Below are 21,452 nucleotides of genomic sequence, written 5' to 3'. Positions count from 1 at the left end.
TAATGAAGAAAACACTTTGCTCTACAGGTTTACGCTGGTTGTGGTTAGCAATTGCTGTAGTGGTGTTGGATTTAGGAACAAAACAGTATTTCATGCAGACATTTCGTCTGTATGAATCTGTTGCTGTGATGCCTTTTTTCAATTTCACTTACGCACATAACTATGGTGCTGCCTTTAGCTTTTTAGCGGATAAAGGGGGATGGCAACGTTGGTTTTTTGCACTGATTGCATTAGCAATCTGCATTACTTTATTAGTAATGATGTATAAAAATAAAGCGAATGCCAAACTAAGTAACATCGCTTATGCGCTTATTATTGGCGGAGCATTGGGTAATCTTTCTGATCGTCTGATCCACGGGTTTGTTATCGATTTTCTTGATGTTTATGTTGGAGATTGGCATTGGCCCACTTTTAATATTGCTGATATGGGTATTTGTATTGGTGCTGGGCTAATTATCATTGAAAGCTTTTTCCCTGATAAAAATGCCAGTCCGCAAGATACAAAAAAGCAAAAGTAATCAGACAATGAGTTAACTAAAATAACCCCTGCCTTATGGCGGGGGTTACGCTTAATAGAAGGTATTAGTATGGTTATGCAGGTACTCAACAACAGCGCGGTATTGTTGAATTTCACTTTAAAGTTAGCCGATGGCTCTGTTGCTGAATCTACGCAAGCACATGGTAAACCCGCCCTTTTTCGTTTAGGTGATGAAAGTTTATCGCCAGCCTTAGAAGCTGAATTATTGGGGTTATCAACGGGAGATAAAAAAACTTTTACGCTTGCGGGCGAACATCTTTTTGGTAAATATAACCCTGACTTGATCCAATACTTTATGCCTTCTGACTTTGCTGAGTCTGGAGTGCCAGAAGCCGGTACTATCATGCTATTTACAGCAATGAATGGCAGTGAAATGCCAGGTATTGTAAAAAATGTCACTGAAGATTCTGTTACGGTTGATTTTAATCACCCATTAGCGTCAGAAGAAGTGACATTTGATATTGAAGTTGTCAGCATCAATCCTGAGGAGGAAACAACACATGCAAATACTGCTGGCTAACCCACGAGGCTTTTGTGCGGGTGTTGACCGAGCTATCAGCATTGTTGACCGCGCTCTGGAAATCTATGGCGCACCTATTTATGTTCGTCACGAAGTGGTTCATAACCGTTATGTAGTTAACGACTTACGCGAACGTGGCGCTATCTTTATTGAAGAAATTTCAGAAGTACCCGATAACGCGATTTTAATTTTTTCGGCTCATGGTGTTTCTCAAGCTATTCGTCAAGAAGCTCGTTCACGTAATTTAACGATGCTTTATGATGCGACTTGCCCATTAGTGACTAAAGTTCATATGGAAGTGGCTAGAGCTAGCCGTAAAGGTAAAGAGGCGATTCTAATCGGTCATGCAGGACATCCTGAAGTTGAAGGTACAATGGGGCAATACAACAACCCTGAAGGGGGAATGTATTTAGTAGAGTCACCTGCGGATGTCTGGAAACTAAAAGTCAAAGATGAAGACAATCTTTGCTTTATGACTCAAACAACACTTTCTGTTGATGATACATCTGAAGTTATTGATGCTTTAAATGCACGTTTTCCAAAAATTATTGGACCCCGTAAAGACGATATTTGTTATGCAACAACCAATCGCCAAGAAGCAGCGAGAGAGCTTGCTGAAAAAGCAGATGTTGTTTTTGTTGTTGGTTCTAAGAATTCATCAAATTCAAACCGCTTAGCAGAATTGGCACAGCGTGCAGGAAAACCTTCTTATCTTATCGATAGCTTTGAAGATATTGATGAGTCATGGGTGACTAATGTCAATATTGTCGGAGTGACTGCAGGTGCTTCAGCCCCTGATATTTTAGTACAACAGGTGTTAGAGCGTCTAAAAAGCTTTGGTGCTGATGAAGTGATCGAACTATCTGGGCGTGAAGAAAATATTGTTTTTGAAGTGCCAAAAGAACTTCGACTTGATTATAAAGTTATCGAATAAGGCATCTAGAAAGCGTGATTTTTAAAAGCAGAGTTTAAATCTCTGCTTTTTTTATACCTAAAATTAAATGAATAATCATGCTGTTCATCTCTTTTACTGATAATTAGCTCTGTTTGGTGTGTTTTTCTTATCTAGAACGTTAAATGCTGGCATCAAACGGATGACATCGCTAATCTGTAAACAATAAATAGAGATCATAAGCATTGTTAAGGAGAAATTTAGTTATGTCTGCAAAAGAACTTCGTCTTGCTGTTGTTGGTGCGGGTGGACGCATGGGACGCCAATTAATTCAGGCAATTTCTCAACAAGAAGGAACTGTGCTAGGTGCTGCTTTTGAACGTACAAATTCTTCATTAATTGGCTCAGATGCGGGCGAGTTGGCTGGCATTGGTCATATCGGTGTCACGGTAACTGATAACTTATTAGCACAAGCTAATGCATTTGATGTATTAATTGATTTTACACGCCCAGAAGGCACGCTTTCACATATTGAATTTTGTGTGGAACAACAAAAAGGCATGATTATTGGCACGACAGGCTTTGATGATGAAGGCAAAAAAGCCATAGATGATGCAGCAAAAATCATCCCTATTGTGTTTGCAGCCAACTTTAGTGTTGGTGTTAATTTGGTGCTTAAGTTACTCGAAAAAGCCGCTAAAGTGATGGGATCTTACAGTGATATTGAAATTGTAGAAGCGCATCATCGTCATAAGGTTGATGCACCATCAGGTACTGCATTAGCAATGGGGGAATCTATTGCAGATGCATTAGGTCGTGATCTTAAAGAGTGTGCGGTTTATGAGCGAGTAGGGCATACGGGAGAGCGTGACCCTCAAAGTATTGGTTTTGCTACTATTCGTGCAGGGGATATTGTGGGTGAACATACTGCGATTTTTGCCGATATTGGCGAGAGGGTAGAGATAAGCCACAAGGCTTCCAGTCGAATGACATTTGCAAATGGTGCGGTAAAGGCAGCTATTTGGCTAAGGTCTAAAAAGTCAGGTCTATATAATATGAAAGATGTGCTTTCTTTAGAAGAATTGTGATAAATCGTTATTTATAATTATTTGAAAACTCATAATTATTTATTTAATTGTGAGTTTTTTATTTTATTTTTTATTTTAATTCTCCTTCCTTTTATTTGTATTGTTTATCTCTTATTTTTTCTGTTTTTTTTCTAAATATGAACGGAATTCTGTTTTATTTCCTCTTGAAATCTAAATTTTAAGTTATCTTGGTAAGCAAACGGTTAAATATGTAAGATTTGTTGTGTTAATTGTCACTTGGTTAATTAAATTGCTAATGATTGATATTTTTTTAATTAAAAAGGTGTTTTTTCTAGACATCTGCCTATTCGATCTTTAGAATGCGCCCAATTTGCCAAAAATTTGCCCAATTTTATGTTTTTGGCATTGATTTAGAGTCTTAAATCTGAATTAATATGCATGAAATGTGATTTATTATTCTCTGGAGGGCGTTTTGATTAAATCAGCTATACTGGTTCTAGAAGATGGGACCGAATTCCACGGCAAGTCGATTGGCGCAGAAGGCGCCGCCATCGGTGAAGTCGTTTTTAATACTTCAATGACCGGTTATCAAGAAATACTAACCGACCCTTCTTACTCCCAACAAATAGTTACTCTCACTTATCCCCACATTGGCAATACCGGCGTTAATCGTTCAGACGAAGAATCAGAAACCATCCATGCTCAAGGTTTAATTATTCGCGACTTGCCATTAGTGATGAGCAACTATCGTGCACAAGAAACATTATCTGATTATCTTAAACGTCATAATATCGTTGCAATTGCAGATATTGATACACGCAAGCTAACGCGTTTATTGAGAGAAAAAGGCGCACAAAATGGCTGTATTATTGCAGGGGAGCGCCTAGATACCCATGTTGCGCTCGAAAAGGCTAAATCTTTTCCGGGTTTAAAAGGAATGGATTTAGCCAAAACAGTAACCGTTAAACAACCTTATCAGTGGACTCAAGGAAGTTGGACACTAGAGAGTGAATTACCTAAAGCTAAATCAGCGAATGAATTGCCATTGCATATTGTGGCATATGATTTTGGTGTGAAACGTAATATTTTACGTATGCTGGTAGATAGAGGGTGTCGAGTTACCATTGTACCAGCACAAACACCAGCGCAAGATGTTTTAGCACTTTCACCTGATGGTATTTTTCTTTCAAATGGCCCCGGGGACCCAGAGCCCTGTGATTACGCCATTAACGCCATTCAAATGTTTTTAACAACCGATATTCCTCTCTTTGGTATCTGTTTAGGTCATCAGCTTTTAGCGTTAGCCAGCGGTGCAAAAACCATCAAAATGAAATTTGGGCATCATGGTGGTAACCATCCTGTAAAAGATTTAGATAAAAATACTGTGATGATCACAGCACAGAATCATGGATTTGCCGTTGATGAAACTTCACTTCCTGCCAATTTACGTGTGACACATAAATCTCTATTTGATGGCTCTTTGCAAGGTATTCATCGTACAGATAAACCAGCGTTCAGTTTCCAAGGCCATCCAGAAGCCAGCCCAGGGCCACATGATGCGGCACCTCTTTTTGATCACTTTATCGAACTTATCGCGCAATATCGTCAAAACCTGCAATCAGTGACAACAAAATAAATCAGGAGCGAAAGAAAATGGCTAAAAGAACAGATATCAAAACAATCCTGATTTTAGGTGCAGGGCCGATCGTAATCGGACAAGCGTGTGAATTTGATTATTCAGGCGCTCAAGCATGTAAAGCTCTACGTGAAGAGGGATATCGAGTTGTTTTGGTAAATTCAAATCCTGCAACCATTATGACCGATCCTGAAATGGCTGATGCAACGTACATTGAGCCTATTCACTGGCAAGTTGTGAGAAAGATTATTGAAAAAGAGCGCCCTGATGCAGTATTACCGACAATGGGCGGGCAGACAGCACTGAACTGCGCTTTAGAATTGGAGCGCCAAGGTGTTTTAGCTGAGTTTGGTGTCACCATGATTGGTGCTACAGCTGATGCAATTGATAAAGCAGAAGATAGACAACGCTTTGATAAAGCGATGAAAAAAATCGGCTTAGATACAGCTCGTTCAGGTATTGCACATAACCTTGATGAAGCTTTTGCTGTTGCTGAACAAGTTGGTTTTCCTTGTATTATTCGCCCTTCATTCACGATGGGGGGAACCGGTGGTGGTATTGCTTATAATCGTGAAGAGTTTGAAGAAATCTGTATTCGCGGTTTAGATTTATCACCAACCAATGAACTATTAATTGATGAATCACTGATTGGTTGGAAAGAGTACGAAATGGAAGTTGTGCGCGATAAAAACGACAACTGTATTATCGTCTGTTCTATCGAAAACTTTGATGCAATGGGAATTCATACGGGGGATTCCATTACTGTTGCGCCAGCACAAACACTTACCGACAAAGAATATCAAATTATGCGTAACGCCTCGATGGCGGTATTGCGTGAAATAGGTGTTGAAACGGGTGGCTCTAACGTTCAGTTTGCGGTTGATCCTAAAACAGGGCGTTTGATTGTTATTGAAATGAATCCTCGTGTGTCTCGCTCTTCCGCCTTGGCATCCAAAGCAACAGGTTTTCCAATTGCTAAAGTTGCCGCAAAATTAGCGGTAGGTTATACCCTTGATGAGCTGATGAATGACATCACAGGAGGAAGAACACCAGCTTCTTTCGAGCCTTCTATTGATTATGTTGTGACAAAAATTCCTCGCTTTAACTTTGAAAAATTTGCAGGAACAAATGACAGATTAACTACGCAAATGAAATCTGTTGGTGAAGTGATGGCAATTGGTAGAACGCTACAAGAATCTATGCAAAAAGCGTTACGAGGCCTTGAAGTTGGAGCGACTGGTTTTGATCCTAAAGTTGATTTAGATGATCCCGAAGCATTAACTAAAATTCGCCGTGAACTAAAAGAAGCTGGTTCAGACCGAATTTGGTATATCGCAGATGCTTTTCGCGCTGGATTATCCATTGATGGCGTCTTTAATCTCACTAATATTGATCGTTGGTTCCTAGTTCAAATTGAAGAAATTGTTCGTCTTGAAGAAAAAGTCGGTGAAATAGGTATCAATGGGTTGAGTGCTGATTTCTTACATCAGTTAAAACGTAAAGGCTTTGCTGATGCGCGTTTAGCTAAAATACTTAACATTAAAGAGCACGCTATTCGCCAATTAAGAGAGCAATATCAGCTACATCCAGTCTATAAACGTGTTGATACTTGTGCGGCAGAGTTTGCTACTGATACGGCTTACATGTACTCGACTTATGAAGAAGAGTGTGAGGCAAATCCACATCAAAACAAACCTAAAGTAATGATTTTAGGTGGTGGGCCCAATCGTATAGGCCAAGGGATTGAATTTGATTATTGCTGTGTTCATGCGGCTCTTGCGTTACGTGAGGACGGTTATGAAACCATCATGGTGAACTGTAACCCTGAAACGGTTTCAACAGATTATGACACTTCTGACAGACTCTATTTTGAACCTGTTACGTTAGAAGATGTGCTTGAAATTGTACGTATCGAAAAACCGACAGGGGTGATCGTGCAATATGGTGGACAGACACCATTAAAATTAGCCAGAGCGCTAGAAGCTGAAGGTGTGCCAGTCATTGGGACAACGCCAGATGCTATTGATAAAGCTGAAGATCGTGAACGTTTCCAAAAAGCGGTTGATAAATTAGGGCTTAAACAGCCTGAAAATGCCACTGTAACGGCGTTAGAAGAAGCGGTAAAAAAAGCCCAACAGATAGGGTATCCGCTGGTGGTTCGTCCTTCTTATGTCCTTGGTGGACGAGCAATGGAAATTGTTTATGACGAAGTTGATTTACGTCGTTATTTCCAAACCGCTGTCAGTGTGTCAAATGATGCACCTGTATTATTAGATCGTTTTCTTGATGATGCAATTGAAGTCGATATTGATGCGATTTGTGACGGTAAACAAGTCGTGATTGGTGGCATTATGGAGCATATCGAACAAGCGGGTGTTCACTCTGGTGATTCGGCTTGCTCATTACCTGCTTACACCCTAAGCAAAGAAATTCAAGATGTGATGCGTAAACAAGTCCGTGAGCTCGCTTTTGAATTAGGTGTAAAAGGGTTGATGAATGCACAATTCGCGGTGAAAGGTGATGATGTTTATCTTATTGAAGTTAATCCTCGTGCTGCTCGTACCGTCCCTTTTGTGTCAAAAGCCACAGGCGTACCATTAGCCAAAGTTGCTGCGCGTGTCATGATTGGTCAAAGTCTTGAAGAGCAGGGCGTAACAAAAGAAATTATTCCGCCTTATTACTCTGTAAAAGAAGTGGTTTTACCTTTCAATAAGTTTGCAGGAGTTGATCCAATTTTAGGGCCAGAAATGCGTTCAACAGGTGAAGTGATGGGCGTTGGTGCAACCTTTGCACAAGCTTTTGCTAAAGCGATGTTAGGCAGCAGTTCTACTATGAAGAAAAAAGGTAGAGCCCTTCTTTCTGTGCGTGAAGGTGATAAAAAGCGTGTTGTTGATTTGGCGACAAAATTACTAAAAAGTGGATTTGAATTAGATGCTACACATGGTACAGCCATTGTATTAGGTGAAGCAGGAATAAATCCACGTTTAGTCAATAAAGTGCATGAAGGGCGACCGCATATTGAAGATAGAATTAAAAATGGTGAATATGACTATATCGTTAATACCACATCTGGTCGTCAAGCCATTGAAGATTCTAAAATTATTCGTCGCAGTGCATTAAGATATAAAGTCCATTATGACACGACGTTAAATGGCGGATTTGCAACAACACTGTCATTAACTGCGGATACGACGGCGAGTGTTATTTCAGTTCAAGAAATGCATAAAAAGATAAGTAAATCTTAAGTTTATTTGTTGTCGTAATAATGATCCCGAATATGAGGAAACTTGTATTCGGGATTTTTTGTTTTTCTATCACTATTTAAAAAAAGAAAATTTTGCAGAAAAAAGAAAGTCCCAAATAAATTTATTTGGGGCGACGGCAAAACAAAGAGGTGGGTGCGGATCTTTTTTTTAAGTAAAGAGTCAAGAAAATAAAACAAGTTAATTTCTTTGTTTTAGCGAATTTATTTTGTCTTTTTTTGGCGTTTGAGTCAATAGTGAATTGTTTTACGTAATCAATTAACATCTTGTTTTAATTAAATTAAATTTTTAATTTACCACTGGTAAGGTAGAGGGGATAGAGAAATTTCTGTTACTATACTGGTAGGTGCTTGGATCATTTTGGTTCAAGCATTTTGCAAGAGCCAGAAAGAGAAAAGCCCCGAATTTTATTCTCATAAAATCCGGGGACAGACTCAAACCTGAACAACTTGATTCTGTCTCCTTTTCACAAAGGAGTCAATAAAATTGACTAAAATAACCTTATTTGGAATTACTGTTATTTGTGCGACCGTTCTTTCTTTCACTATGATTGTTGGTGAACGATTATGTTCTCTTAACATTAGTGATGGAAGCACAGTTGTTCAAGCTATTTTGATGTGCAATAAATAGTTTGGTGGGGGAGGTTTTCTCCCCCCAATTTTTCTTCAAGTTGTTAGATTTGTGGTACAAGCACCCTGTCTTTAAAATAGGCTATTCTATATAAATGATAATGATTGCTATTTCGTTGAATGTTTGACAATATAGCTGACAACATAGGTGATTATTTACTCTGCTGATATCTTTCTATTATGTCTCAACACTCTTCATTCTATTCATACATTGGTTATCAACCTAAGCATCAGCAGGTTGAAGAATATCGCTTTCAAGACCAAATTCTATTGCGCCAAGGTGTATTAGAAACCAAGGAAGATCTGCAAATTGAAGAGACTTATCAAGCCGGCTTTAATTTAGTGGCTGTTCATAGTGGAAGTGTGATTAGTGAAAGTGTCAATGGGCAGAAAATAGAGATAGCGACACCGAGTATTTTTATTGCTAATAGTGTTGAACGCTATTCTTTATTGAATCAATTTAAATCTGGCGATCCCCTAAGATACACATTATTGCAATTATCATCTCAGTGGCTTGAGCAACAACATATTTTGTTGCCCCCTATATTGCAACAAAACCAATCACTCATGCTGCATCATCTGACTATGGATAACACTTTTTTGGCGTTAACCATGCAGTTATTTCAAAACCCAGTTCACGATTCTTTAAAACCACTTTATTACTCTGGTAAAGCCTGCGAATTTGCTTCATTAAGTTTACAATATTTATGTCATGCGCAAGAGCCTGCTAATCGACCATTAAGCCAGCGTGAAAAAAACAGCTTAAAACAGGCGAAAGATATTTTAATTGCTGAAATGGAAACACCACCGAAACTTGAAATATTAGCGGTACGCGTGGGATTAAATACACGAAAACTCACCCAAGGATTTCGTCAATTATTTGGTAATTCTGTTTATGGTTGGCTACAAGAATATCGCTTACAAACCGCATATAATATGTTGCTAAACGAAGGGGAATCTATCTCAAGTGTTGCCTATTATGTTGGGTATACACCGGCTCATTTTTCCGTCGCATTTCGCAAACGTTTTGGTATATTACCGGGTGATGTGCGCAAAGGGCATTTTACGCCTTAATTGATTTTATTAGGTTTATCGGTATATTTATTATCTTCTTCGCTTGATTTACCATCTATTAAACACTTAATTAATTCTATCTTTCCCACCTTGCTTAATAAATAAGCAAAATGCATCTAAATCGAAAGTAATAGTCACGCAATCTAAAGTCTTGTTGCTAGAGGGTAAATACCCTTTTCGCTATAGTGCCACAAGATGTTGTGGAGATTATTATGCATAATGAATTATGGACGTTGTTGCGTCCTTATCGCACTTTATTAATAAGTGCGCTGTTACTACAAACTGTTGCTGGTTTTAGCTCTTTAGTACCTTGGCTGGCACTCTATCAACTTATTATTTCTTTCCCTTCAGCTAATACGTTTTGGTTAACCATTGCGGTTATTGGTGGCGTTGTATGGCTTATTTCACAGACAATTGCCTTTCATTTAACGCATTTAATGGATGCTAAATTAACTTATCAATTACGGTTAGCATTATCAGAAAAAATGCAAAAATTACCGTTGAATTGGTTTATTAGCCAAGGGAAAAACGGTGTTAACCAATATGTTCAGCGCGATATTAAAGCTCTACATCAATTAATTGCTCATGCGCCTGCTGATATCGTGCAATTAATGGTTGTTCCTATTATTGCCATTATTGTGTTATCAACCGTAAATCTTTTTTTACTACTTTTTGCTCTTATTCCTCTTGTCATCGCTTATTTTTGTTTTAAACAAACTCAATCTTCACGTTATCAAACTTATTGTGAACAGCGTGATAGTGCGATGAAAACGCTCTTTGAAGATTATCAACTTCTTGCTGAAAACCCACTTGTAGCACGTCAATTTCCGCATAAAGGTATTGTTGATAGAACAGAGAAAGCACTATTTAATTTTGTTTATCATTTTCAAAATTGGGTTAAACGAGTCGGATTATTAGGATCACTTACCCAGTTATTATTGAGTGCAACATTATTAACGGGATGGCTATTACTGGGTGCTACTATTTTTGAACAAGCGTTACCATTGGCCGATTTACTCCTGTTTATTTTATTATTAAGACGTATTGCAGAGCCTGTCATGGCTATGGGGCATGGTGGTGACGCCTTACGTGGAGCGAAAAAATCAGCGCAGCGGATCCAACAATTATTAAATCAACCTGAAATGCAATATGGTGATTTATCGACAAATACGATATCTCATGCTGTTGCGTTAACGGCAGATTCTGTTTGCCTTTCGTATGGTGATAAAAAGATCCTCAATAATATTAATTTTGAAATTAAAAAAGGAGAGTTTATTGCCATCGTCGGGCCTTCTGGCGCAGGTAAAAGCTCGTTATTACAACTGATTGCTCGATTTATGGATGCAACATCAGGTGAGATCTTAATTGAGAATAAGCGTTTACAAGCATATTCACGCCATGCATTAAACCAAATTACCACAGTGGTAATGCAAAATAGTCAACCATTACCTTATTCGATTAAAGATAACCTATTGTTATTTAATCCAGATTGTAATGAAGAACAACTACAATCTGCAATTAATGAAACGCATTTTGCTGAAGTTATTGGGCTTCTACCTCAAGGTTTATCAACGATTATCAATGATGAAACACCACTTTCTGGTGGTGAAGCTCAACGTTTGGCGATAGCCCGTGCATTCATTGCCAATAGTCCTTTGTTATTGGCTGATGAACCTTCTTCAGCGCTTGATCCTGATAATGCGCAACATATTTTTAATGCGCTAAAAAATAAAACCATGACACGGATAGTCGTCACACATTCACTGGTTTTGGCACAACAAGCTAACAGAGTGATATTTATGGTTGATGGAAGGTTAGTCGCAATGGGAAATCATGATGATTTGCTACTCAATTGTGAGCGCTATAGTGATTTTGTTCAGAAACAAGGAGAGCAAAATGAAGGCTAATCCCTTTGTTTCATTACTCTTATCTTTAAAATATCCCCTTAGTTTTATGGTCTTGAGTGCCATTTTAGAAGGGTTATGTGGTTTATTATTATTGCCTATTATTATCTATTGGGATCAGGATGCTAGCCAATATTTATGGATATTGGCAGGATTAACACTTGTTACGCTGGTTTTTCAGTATATTGCAACATTAAAAGGTTTTCTGGCTGGTACAACGGTGATGAGGATCTTAGTTCAAGAGTTGATCCGTCATTTACCGCGTAGTTTAACACCACCGCCTCAAGCACAAACGTTATGCTCAGGTGCTGCAATGAGTGCAATGAGCATTCCTGCTCATTTACTGGCTCCTGTTATCAGTGTTGTAGTGACACCATTAACTGTAATTATTGGCCTTTTATTTTATAACGCCACTTTTGCTTTTATTTTTATCGTGGCTGCATTATTACTTGTTGTAGTGATGCGGATCAGTGCCAAAGGGCTGTATAGACAAGAAGTGACACTGCAAACAGCAGAGGCTGTGGCGGCTAAAACATTGGCTGATTTTGCACAACATCAGGCATTATTGCGAAAAAGTGGACAAAATACGCTGTTCTCGCAGCAGTTACAGCAAGATTTATTGGCACAACATCACCAACAAGTGCAGTTATTACAAAGAAGTTTACCCTATCATCTGATTTTCTCTTTCTGTATTCAGGTTATTTTTATTGCCGTTTTAGTTATTGGTGCAATGAATGTTGATGCTAATACTCTTACTTTAACGCAGTGGTTGGCGGTCGTAGTATTAATTGCTCGTTTTATTGAACCGTTATTTCAGCTTTCTCATATTGATCAGGCATTAAGACAGAGTAAACAATCACTTACTTTAATAAAAAATGCGTTGGATGCTCCCACATTACAAAGTCCAAAACAAAGTGATACTCCTAAAAGCAATGACATTCGTTGTGAAAAACTGGATGTGAATAATAGTTTAGGTACGCCGATCCTTTCTAACATAACAGCGCTATGCCCGGATAAAAAAATGACGGCAATTGTCGGCAGTTCTGGTGCGGGTAAAACAACATTATTACGTGCTTTAGCGCGTCTTAGTGATGCTGACAAAGGGCAGATTTATTATGGAGATAAAAGGGTTAATGATTTATCTGAGAGTGTATTAGCGCAAACAAGACAAATCGTATTTCAACATAACCAATTAATTAGGGGCTCATTGCGTTGGTCATTATTACAAGATGAGAACTCAACTGTCAGCGATAATGATATTTTACATCTACTTAATGGATTGAATTTATCGGTGACTCAAACTGATTTAGATGAAGATGTGGGCGATCAGGGAGATCGTTATTCTGGTGGACAAAAACAGCGACTATGTTTAGCGCGTTCATTATTAGCCGATCCTAAGATCTTATTTTTAGATGAACCAACGGCGAGCCTTGACACAGTCAGTCGTGAAAAAGTGGTACGTTATCTTGAAGGGCTAACCTCTACTCGTGTTGTGATCACGCATGATCCTGATATTGCTAAACATGCTGATCATGTGATTGTGCTTGATAATGGAAAAGTTATTGCTGAAGGTTCACCTAATATGTTGTTGTCAACTTCAACATGGTTTGTGACTTTTTGTGACTCATTGTGAGTGTTAGAGCTTTCCTGATTGCCAATTAATATCGATTGGCAATCGAAAGAGATAATCTGGCAATCTAAAATACCGTAATCCTAAAATTGGTAGAGTGATAACCATTATCATTTGAATGTTTGGGGATGGGTATGGTTTACATTTCTTCTTTAGCTGGCTTAGATAAAACACAGAAATTATCGCCAGTATTAAATCAACGTACACAAAATAAATTGGCATTAACACAATGCGCTATTTTGTGTTCTACCGCTTTATTTTCACTTTCTGCTATCGCAAATACAGCAACAGAAAATAATAAAGCAGTTGATGTTTTGATTGTGACTGAAAGCGCAGCACAAAACCGCGATAACCTTGCTCCAGGCGTTAGTACATTAAGTAAAATGGCGCTTAAGCCTAGAGAGATCCCACAAACTGTCTCTGTGATAGATAGAGAACAGATAGAAAATCAAAACCTAAATACTCTTGATGAAGTGATGACTCGTGCTAATGGGGTTACTAGTGCGCCTTTTGTTTTATTAACAACGGCTTATTACGCACGTGGTTTTCAAATTAACTCCTTTGAACTTGATGGTGTTCCCGCATTAATAGGAAATATGGCAAGTTCGCCACAAGATATGGCGGTGTATGAACGTGTAGAGATCTTAAAAGGCTCTAACGGATTAATGCATGGAATGGGAAATCCTGCAGCAACCGTCAATATGGTACGTAAACACGCACCTTTAGACGATCAATTAAAAGCAACATTTACGGCTGGAAGTTGGAACCGTTATCGCGGTGAAGTCGATGTGGGTGGACGTTTAAATCAAGAAGGGAGTGTACGCGGTCGAGTCGTAATGGCGTGGGAAGATAAAGATTTTTTCTATGATATTTCAGATCAAAAGACTCGCTTGATTTATGCCACTGTGGATGCGGACTTAACGGCTAACACACTATTACGTACAGGTATTCAATATCAAACAATAGACTCCATCACCAATATGGCAGGTGTGCCAATGGGAAAAGATGGTAGCGATTTGCACCTTTCTCGTAAAACCTATTTAGATGCTGACTGGGATAAATTCAAATGGGATACCACTCGTTTATTTACCGGAATTGAACATCAAATTAATGATGATTGGCTGTTTAAAATCAACGGCGATTATCAATATGCTAAAGCACGTTTATTGTATGCAGGGGCATGGGGAAATATTGATCCTGAAACTGGTGATGGAGCCATGCTAATGGGAGGGGCATACAAGTTCCATAACTATCAAACCAGCCTTGATACCAATGTCACAGGAAAAATTAATGGTTGGGGCTTACAACATGACGTGATAGTGGGAATGAGTTACTCAAAGGCCAGTGAAGAACAGCACACTGGGCAATTTAAAGATCCTCTCAATGTACCTGTGAATATTTATCGCTGGGTTCCTCACAGTGTACCGAAACCACAAGTAACGGGCTATTCCTCTCAAGGTGCGACAAAAACGGAACAAACTGGCGTTTATGGAATGAGCCGGATCAAGCTTATTGAGCCTGTTACGTTGGTTGCAGGCGCAAGAGCGAGCTGGTGGGAAGTGACAAAACCGCAAGCTAAGTTCACTGAAAATGGAAAAATCACCCCTTATGGTGGTTTGATTTGGGACTTTGCACCTCAATGGTCATGGTACAGCAGTTATTCTACGGTTTATCAACCACAAACAGGGAAAACTTGGAGTGGTGAAATGTTGAAACCAGTGGAAGGACAAACCGTTGAAACCGGGATCAAAGGCGCTTTGATGAATGGTGGACTTAACGTCTCCGCCGCTGTTTTCCGTATTGATATGAAAAATAATCCACAAGAAGATCCAGCCCATCCTGGAGGGGGATTTAATACCTATCTTATTAGTGGTGGCAAAGTTGTTAGTCAAGGTTTTGATATTGAAGGAATGGGGTACTTATCGCCATTTTGGGATCTCTCTGTCGGTTATACCTATACCGATACGGAATATAAAGAAGACACACTGAATAAAGGTAATAGCTTTAACTCATTAGTTCCTCGCCACATGGTAAGAGTGTGGACAAATTATCAGTTACCTTGGGATGCGCGTAAGTGGAGTGTGGGCGGTGGTATTCAAGCGCAAAGTGAATATAGCAAAACAAACGGTGAAGTTACGTTACGTCAAGGTGGCTATGCGGTATTTAATTCGCGTTTAGGTTACCAAATTAATGAACATTGGTCTGCGGCATTAAATATTAATAACGTCTTTGATAAACGTTATTACTCAAGCCTTTTCTCACCTCAATGGAATAACCGTTATGGCGAACCTCGTAACGTTATGTTGAATATCAAGGCTGATTTCTAATGCAAAAGGCATTGCTGATCAGTTGTGCAGTTTTAGGCAGCGTAATAGGAAGTATTACGCTGTCACTACTGATAGCAACATTTTATCCCAGCACTGATCCTCTTAATTGCCTGTATGCAGCCGTCTTTTTACCTGTTATCTGTTTATGTGGATTGCTCTGTTTTAGCTTATTCTCACTGAATGGAAAACAGGTATTTTGGCGAGCATGGAGCTGGTGGCCATTACCTTTAATATTGTTGGAATTTATTCTATGAAAGCAATATTAAAGCGCCAATTTTTACAACTTCATCGCCAAGTAGGTTCTTTATTTGGCATTCTATTATTTATTATTCTATTGACGGGAACATGGTCACTAGCGCATGAAAATTTAAATATATGGGTTCAATTTAAGCCTTTAAATAAAGAATTATTGCCATTAGATCAGTTATTAGCCAAAGGTGAATACTTCTTAGGTGAAAATGGCTTTAATAGTGTGAAATTACCCTCTATAGATCATCCAATTATCACTTTTTGCCAAGGAATGGGCGATTGTTCACTGCAATTAAATGCACAAACGGGTGAAGAAATTACAGTAAGAGAAGTTATCTCTCCTATTGTTAATTTACATAAAAATCTATTTATGGGGTTTTCTGGACGATTATTTATTAGCTTATTTGGTTTTGTTTTTGCGCTATTACTAATAACTGGCATTGTTATTCATCACCGTAAAGTCTATCAATTATTTCGACTCCGTTTTAATCAAGGGCGTAGGCTGTTTTTCTTTGATTTACATAATGTCATTGGATTATGGAGTTATCCGTGGCTCGTAATGTTTGCATTAACGGGGGCATTATCAGGATTAGGGGCATTTGGTACATTAATGCTCGCAAAATATGTGGAGCCAGAAGCACCAGCACAAGTCATGATGAAATTAATGGGACAATCAACACCCGTTTCATCTGAGTTTATTGCCTCTTCTCCCAGCTCATTGTTAATTCAACTTTCACAAGAAAAAGCAGACTTTATTCCTGAAACTATTAATTGGAAAAATAGAGGTAATGCTGAACAGCAAATTACGGTGAGTGGTATTAATTTGTATTTACCCAGCACCGCTAATTTTGAGCAGTTATTTTTTTCTGGCTTAGATAATCATTGGATTGCAGAAAAAAGTGCTGTGTCTCAGCAATTTTGGACGCGTGCTTTTATTGCCATTCAACCTTTGCATTATGGCCAATATTTATGGACAGGTTCAGCAAACTTTAGTTTATCGGTACTTCATTGCCTAATGGGAATGATGGCCTGTGTATTAACCTTTAGTGGATTAATAATTTGGGTATTAAAAAAGCCCATTAATATCAGTTCCCGTTTAGTGTTAGGAAGTTGTTCTGGTTTAATTTTTGCCAGTATATGTTTACTTCCTATCGCTATTTTCTCCGCGTTATCACCGATACTGCCTTTTTTTAGTGTTTGGTTGATAACGCTTCTTTTTTATTTGTTTTATCCGCAAGTGATCAAACTTACTTTTCTTATTTTAACCATAAGTAGTGTGGTTTTATTTATCAGTGTCTTTAGTCACTTATTTATAACTCATGCTGCTTTGTGGTGGGTAAGTTGTGCCTTGTTGATCAGTGCCGTTTTCTATTTTTTGATGGGTCTTTTTCTACTTAAAAGACAGTAATTGGAGTCTGTTATGCAAGAATTATTAAAACATCGGCAATTAGTGGTAACGCTAGGTTTACTTTATTTAGCACAAGGTATTCCGATGGGAATTGCGATGGATGCATTGCCTACATTATTACGCCAAGAAGGTTCAGCTTTAAGTGCAATCGCATTTATTCCATTAGTCGGATTGCCATGGGTATTAAAATTTTTATGGGCGCCAGTGGTTGATAATTATTGGTTTAAATCTTTAGGTCGTCGCCGTAGCTGGATTATTCCCATGCAAGTTATAGTGACGTTCTGTTTATTATTATTAGCAATCATTGGTATTTCTATCGAAACGGCAAAATGGGGCGTCACTTTATTAGCTATCGCTTCATTAGCCAGTGCTACACAGGATATTGCAACAGATGGTATGGCCGCTGAACATGCGAGTGGCACGTTATTATCGAAAATAAATGCTGTTCAAATTGCAGGTGTGATGGGGGGCTTTTTCTTAGGAGGAGCAGGTATGATGATCCTCACTGATAAATTAGGTCAACATACCGCATTACTGTTATTTGCCTCAGTGCCCGCTATCAGTTTATTTTTTATTACGTTATTTCGTCAAAAAGCAAAATATGATGAGGGTGAAAATGGTGATTCACCTAATGCAAGCCTATTAAAAACGGTACGTAGAAAAGGTGCGGTAAGACTATTAACACTGACATTGCTTTCAGCAGTAACCGCAGTTTCGGGCTTTGGTTTAGCAAAACTCTTTTTAAGTGACAGCGGTTGGTCTTTAGCAGAGATCGGGAAAATGGGCATGATGGGTGGCATGGTAACCCTTTTCTTTGGCTGTGGAGGTGGTGCTTGGTTGATTAATAAAATTGGTGTGTGGCGTGCTTTTTCTGCAGGATTGCTGTGTGCTTTAGGTTCCTCATTATTATGGCTTTCACAATCAACAGGCTCTATCAGTCTTTCAATAGTTGCTGTATGTATTGTATTAGGCTCTTTATCATCAGGGATCACTTCTGTAGCTATTATGACCGCAGGTATGCATTTTGCGTCAACGGATAATCAAGCTGGTACAGATATGACGGCTGTACAAAGTATGCGCGATATAGGAGAAATGGCGTGTGCCATGATGTTAGTGAGTTTAACGAGCGTTATTGGATACAGTGGTGGCTTTGGGCTAGCCGCTGTCATTGCATTAGGTGCATTGTTAGTGACTATTGCTAATGTCCGTTATCAGGAAAAATGTAAGGTATTTTAAGTTATAGCCCAAAGATACAAGGGTATTTTTGGGCTATAGGTTTTATTAAAACTAAATAGAGCTTAATCTACTTCGGGTTGGATAACTGAATTATTACTAATATGTAATGCTTTTTGAATTTTAAAATTCTTACCATTAACGCTAAGAGATAAATTTACCCTACCTGAAGTGGTACTTGTTACTTCAATAACATAATGGCCTGGAGCAACTTGTTTTGTTTCACTAAATTTAACGATCGCTTTATCAGAAACGGCTATGACTTTTTGGTTAGGCAATGGATTTCCCCATTGATCTTTAAGTTCTAATGATAAAAAAGCTTTATCTATACCATCCGAATCGATATCTGTTGGAGATAAAGTAATTTGAGAGAGTGCTTCACTGGCTATTTTTGATTCAAATGTAATAGGTTGAGCTGACAAAGAATCATTATCTATAGCTGCAGTGACAATAACATCAAGAGGTTCTGTGCTTGAGATAGAGGTAACTGCAATACCTTTATCATTAGTTATTGATATTTCATTATCAATATTGACGATGTTTTTGTCTTGATTGGTAAACCAATTTACCTCTACATTTGGAAGTGGATTATGGTTTTGATCTTCAACAACAGCGGTAAAAAGAACACGAGTTTGTCCATCTGCAATGTAAAGTGATTGAGCTGGAATAATTGAAGTAATATTCCCATCTGCCTTGGTCTTTGCAAAGAATGTTGATCCTTCTGTGACGTTATGTGTGGAAGTCACCTCTGCTTTTACAACGACTTTACCCGCAACATTGCTGATCATTGTTGTACTGGCTTTACCATCTTTATCTGTAGTCAGAATTGCGTTTTTAAAGGTGGCCTGATCTAAAGTCCTTAAAATAACTTCTACGTTAGGGATCGGGAGTAGGCTCTTGTCAACCACAGTCAAATTGATGGTTTTTTCTGTGACATTATCTGCCGGTGAAATTTCAGGGGTAATGGTTAAATAGGAACGTGGAATATGAGCGCTATCTTTATCAATAACAGGTGTGAAATTAACAGAAATAGGATATTCCACCTCTTTTACTTTTACCTTAATGGTAGTATTTCCTGGATGTGTATTGGTAATAGGGACAATGATTTCACCTGTGAATGAAGTATAACCCGTAGGTTGAATGAAAGCGCCATTGTCAGCTGTAAAATTAACAATAAAATTATTAATGGGATGATTTTCTTTATCAGTTACAATCAGTTTTAATTGGTTTTTATCTTTACCATCAGCTAATGCATTATTTTTTATTACTGACAAATTACCCTTTAAAATAGTGGCATTATCAGTAGTAGCAATAAATTGAATATCAATAGGATTAAATTTATTATTTTGGTAACTAGGAGTAATACTCACAATTTCAGGGGATATTCCTGCGGTTATTATTGCTTTATATTTTCCTTTTTCTAGTCGAGAAAATGAGGTTAATTGACTTGAGCTTACTTTATTATTTGATTTTTTTTCTAATAATATTTTTTCAGGTTCAACATCAAAAGGTAAGTTATCATTATCTCGTATTGTTAAAATTAGCTCTTGAGTAGAGTGACCATTCGCTATCAATATTTGTCTATCAGATCCAAATTGACTATTTTTTATGTTAATTCCACTTTGATTAACAATAACTTCTCCTTGGATAGACTCAGAGCGATTGCCTTTTTCATCAATCGCAATAGCATTAATAACATATGTGTTTTGTTGTGGTGTACCTGATATATACGTTGGCAATGTGAGCGAATAATTTAAACCTTGTTTATGATTTATTTTACCGCCATTTGATAAAAATGTACTTGCAGACCATTCTATATTTTTAATGGGATAAGTTGAGTTAATTTTAATATCAAGTGCTTTTTCTTCTTTTGAAGAGCCAGTGATATTGGGCGAAAAGGAAAATGAAATAGTTGCTTTTTTCTTATATTCTAAAACAATATCGTTATTTCTATCGACAAAATCATAACGATTTCCTGACAATAAACGCATAGCACGTACGTTATCAGGATCAAATTGTGAAGCGAGTGATTCACCTAAACGGTATTGAAAATTAACACCGAATGTATTATCACTATTATCGTGTAAACCCATTCGACGATCTGCACTTAACGTTATTAAAGGAATTGGGGTATAGGTTAATCCTGCAGTATAGGCATGGGGGTTTTCTTGTCGACTATCTGCATTAAATAGCCCAACCTCTTTACCATAATATTGTTCAAAAATGAGTTTTGCACCGAGTTGAGGATAAGCTGGAAGATATCCTTCAGCTCTTAAATCCCAGCCATTTGCAGGGCGCTCATCATAATTTTCTAAACTCTTTGAAGTACGCCAATTTGATATCCGATAATAATGATTTGCACTGAATTTCAAATAATCACGCCATAGTTCAGCACCAATACCAATGCGGCGATGATGACGAGTTAAATCATGATCATAAAAAGCATTAATACCGAGCATAAATCTATCTGTAAAGTAACGATATCCTAAGCCTTGATTTATCTGGCTACGTGAATCTTTACGGTGATAACTGGTTTGAGAAAAAATAATATTCTGATTGTATTCGTATAAAGGGATTAAAAAATCAGCAGCACTATTTTCTAATGTGAATTTATTATCCGTTGCAAGAGAGATACGTGCATTTCCGAATTGATTTAACCATTGCTCTATTTCAGTGCTGGCTTTATTGGTAACTTGATTGACAGCATATTGTGTAGCATTGGTTTCTTTATTTAATAAATCTTTGTTATTTACAATAAGTTGCGCTAATTTTGAATGTTCTTCTGTTATAGGGAGAAAGTGCCCATTATTAGAACTGTTAATTTGATTTTTGGTTTGATTATCTTGTGCAAAAGCAGAATAAGGAAGTGTAGCTGATACAGGGAAAGCTATTTGAATAAAAATATTTATCCAAGTTACTTTTTTTGTAATAGAAGATATGGGGAGGGTGAAATCCCGTTTTTGTGTTTTCATTTTTAAAACTCATTGCAATAAATAGTAATGAGATTTTCTGATTTATATAAACTTTCGATATCAAAAAGGAAACATAAATATATAAAAATAAGGTAATTGAAAAAATGACAGGTTGTTTTATAAAAAAG

The 21,452-nt window shown here is 37.8% G+C and carries 15 protein-coding genes; 14 read left to right on the top strand and 1 reads right to left on the bottom strand.

What is annotated here, in order from left to right; translation table 11 throughout:
• The first annotated feature begins 2 nt into the window (after nt 1-2).
• From lspA to DK866_RS05510, 14 genes are all read left to right on the top strand, one after another.
• Nucleotides 3-518: a signal peptidase II gene (lspA, locus tag DK866_RS05575; protein ID WP_072069464.1), complete on the top strand. Its 516-nt coding sequence runs from the start codon at nt 3-5 to the stop codon at nt 516-518.
• A 69-nt stretch (nt 519-587) separates the two neighbouring features.
• Entirely contained in the window at nt 588-1,058 is a 471-nt protein-coding gene (gene fkpB / locus DK866_RS05570; protein ID WP_072069463.1) for an FKBP-type peptidyl-prolyl cis-trans isomerase, read from the top strand.
• Complete coding sequence (gene ispH, locus DK866_RS05565; protein WP_109408056.1) at nt 1,039-1,992, top strand: 4-hydroxy-3-methylbut-2-enyl diphosphate reductase; 954 nt, start codon at nt 1,039-1,041, stop codon at nt 1,990-1,992. The genes fkpB and ispH overlap by 20 nt, the downstream gene beginning before the upstream one ends.
• Nucleotides 1,993-2,216: 224 nt before the next feature.
• Nucleotides 2,217-3,038: a 4-hydroxy-tetrahydrodipicolinate reductase gene (gene dapB / locus DK866_RS05560; RefSeq protein ID WP_109408055.1), complete on the top strand. Its 822-nt coding sequence runs from the start codon at nt 2,217-2,219 to the stop codon at nt 3,036-3,038.
• 433 nt (nt 3,039-3,471) lie between these two features.
• A complete protein-coding gene (gene carA / locus DK866_RS05555) occupies nt 3,472-4,635 on the top strand; it encodes a glutamine-hydrolyzing carbamoyl-phosphate synthase small subunit (RefSeq protein ID WP_109408054.1) in 1,164 nt (387 codons plus the stop codon).
• A gap of 17 nt (nt 4,636-4,652) precedes the next feature.
• On the top strand, nt 4,653-7,880 hold the full coding sequence (carB, locus tag DK866_RS05550; RefSeq protein WP_109408053.1) for a carbamoyl-phosphate synthase large subunit: 3,228 nt from the start codon (nt 4,653-4,655) through the stop codon (nt 7,878-7,880).
• A 504-nt stretch (nt 7,881-8,384) separates the two neighbouring features.
• Complete coding sequence (locus DK866_RS05545) at nt 8,385-8,528, top strand: Hok/Gef family protein (RefSeq protein WP_088493748.1); 144 nt, start codon at nt 8,385-8,387, stop codon at nt 8,526-8,528.
• A 179-nt stretch (nt 8,529-8,707) separates the two neighbouring features.
• Nucleotides 8,708-9,601: an AraC family transcriptional regulator gene (locus DK866_RS05540; protein WP_109408052.1), complete on the top strand. Its 894-nt coding sequence runs from the start codon at nt 8,708-8,710 to the stop codon at nt 9,599-9,601.
• A 212-nt stretch (nt 9,602-9,813) separates the two neighbouring features.
• Complete coding sequence (locus DK866_RS05535) at nt 9,814-11,508, top strand: ABC transporter ATP-binding protein (protein ID WP_109408051.1); 1,695 nt, start codon at nt 9,814-9,816, stop codon at nt 11,506-11,508.
• The gene (locus tag DK866_RS05530; protein ID WP_162556977.1) at nt 11,498-13,138 is read left to right on the top strand and encodes an ATP-binding cassette domain-containing protein; all 1,641 of its coding nucleotides are present in this window, start codon (nt 11,498-11,500) and stop codon (nt 13,136-13,138) included. The genes DK866_RS05535 and DK866_RS05530 overlap by 11 nt, the downstream gene beginning before the upstream one ends.
• Nucleotides 13,139-13,269: 131 nt before the next feature.
• A complete protein-coding gene (locus tag DK866_RS05525; protein WP_109408049.1) occupies nt 13,270-15,462 on the top strand; it encodes a TonB-dependent siderophore receptor in 2,193 nt (730 codons plus the stop codon).
• Nucleotides 15,462-15,716: a hypothetical protein gene (locus tag DK866_RS05520; RefSeq protein WP_109408048.1), complete on the top strand. Its 255-nt coding sequence runs from the start codon at nt 15,462-15,464 to the stop codon at nt 15,714-15,716. The genes DK866_RS05525 and DK866_RS05520 overlap by 1 nt, the downstream gene beginning before the upstream one ends.
• Nucleotides 15,713-17,119, top strand: coding sequence for a PepSY-associated TM helix domain-containing protein (locus DK866_RS05515; protein ID WP_162556976.1), 1,407 nt, complete (start codon nt 15,713-15,715; stop codon nt 17,117-17,119). Before DK866_RS05520 ends, DK866_RS05515 begins: the two co-directional genes overlap by 4 nt.
• Nucleotides 17,120-17,131: 12 nt before the next feature.
• Nucleotides 17,132-18,355, top strand: coding sequence for a RhtX/FptX family siderophore transporter (locus tag DK866_RS05510; RefSeq protein WP_109408046.1), 1,224 nt, complete (start codon nt 17,132-17,134; stop codon nt 18,353-18,355).
• Between the two features lie 62 nt (nt 18,356-18,417).
• Here the strand turns inward: DK866_RS05510 and DK866_RS05505 are convergent, their stop codons facing one another.
• Nucleotides 18,418-21,324: an inverse autotransporter beta domain-containing protein gene (locus DK866_RS05505; protein ID WP_109408045.1), complete on the bottom strand. Its 2,907-nt coding sequence runs from the start codon at nt 21,322-21,324 to the stop codon at nt 18,418-18,420.
• Between the last annotated feature and the right edge of the window lie 128 nt (nt 21,325-21,452).

Source organism: Proteus genomosp. 4 str. ATCC 51469 (genome assembly GCF_003144375.1).
In the GTDB taxonomy this organism is placed as follows: Bacteria; Pseudomonadota; Gammaproteobacteria; order Enterobacterales; family Enterobacteriaceae; genus Proteus.
Note: the sequence above shows the minus strand (reverse complement) of the source record. Positions and strands in the feature narration are given on the sequence as shown.

What these genes read in the sequence shown, in the direction of transcription:
- DK866_RS05510 (WP_109408046.1), top strand. Translation starts at nt 17,132, where the DNA reads ATGCAAGAATTATTAAAACATCGGCAATTAGTGGTAACGCTAGGTTTA.
- ispH (WP_109408056.1), top strand. Translation starts at nt 1,039, where the DNA reads ATGCAAATACTGCTGGCTAACCCACGAGGCTTTTGTGCGGGTGTTGAC.
- DK866_RS05525 (WP_109408049.1), top strand. Translation starts at nt 13,270, where the DNA reads ATGGTTTACATTTCTTCTTTAGCTGGCTTAGATAAAACACAGAAATTA.
- DK866_RS05520 (WP_109408048.1), top strand. Translation starts at nt 15,462, where the DNA reads ATGCAAAAGGCATTGCTGATCAGTTGTGCAGTTTTAGGCAGCGTAATA.
- dapB (WP_109408055.1), top strand. Translation starts at nt 2,217, where the DNA reads ATGTCTGCAAAAGAACTTCGTCTTGCTGTTGTTGGTGCGGGTGGACGC.
- DK866_RS05530 (WP_162556977.1), top strand. Translation starts at nt 11,498, where the DNA reads ATGAAGGCTAATCCCTTTGTTTCATTACTCTTATCTTTAAAATATCCC.
- DK866_RS05540 (WP_109408052.1), top strand. Translation starts at nt 8,708, where the DNA reads ATGTCTCAACACTCTTCATTCTATTCATACATTGGTTATCAACCTAAG.
- lspA (WP_072069464.1), top strand. Translation starts at nt 3, where the DNA reads ATGAAGAAAACACTTTGCTCTACAGGTTTACGCTGGTTGTGGTTAGCA.
- carB (WP_109408053.1), top strand. Translation starts at nt 4,653, where the DNA reads ATGGCTAAAAGAACAGATATCAAAACAATCCTGATTTTAGGTGCAGGG.
- DK866_RS05515 (WP_162556976.1), top strand. Translation starts at nt 15,713, where the DNA reads ATGAAAGCAATATTAAAGCGCCAATTTTTACAACTTCATCGCCAAGTA.
- fkpB (WP_072069463.1), top strand. Translation starts at nt 588, where the DNA reads ATGGTTATGCAGGTACTCAACAACAGCGCGGTATTGTTGAATTTCACT.
- DK866_RS05505 (WP_109408045.1), bottom strand. Translation starts at nt 21,324, where the DNA reads ATGAAAACACAAAAACGGGATTTCACCCTCCCCATATCTTCTATTACA.
- DK866_RS05535 (WP_109408051.1), top strand. Translation starts at nt 9,814, where the DNA reads ATGCATAATGAATTATGGACGTTGTTGCGTCCTTATCGCACTTTATTA.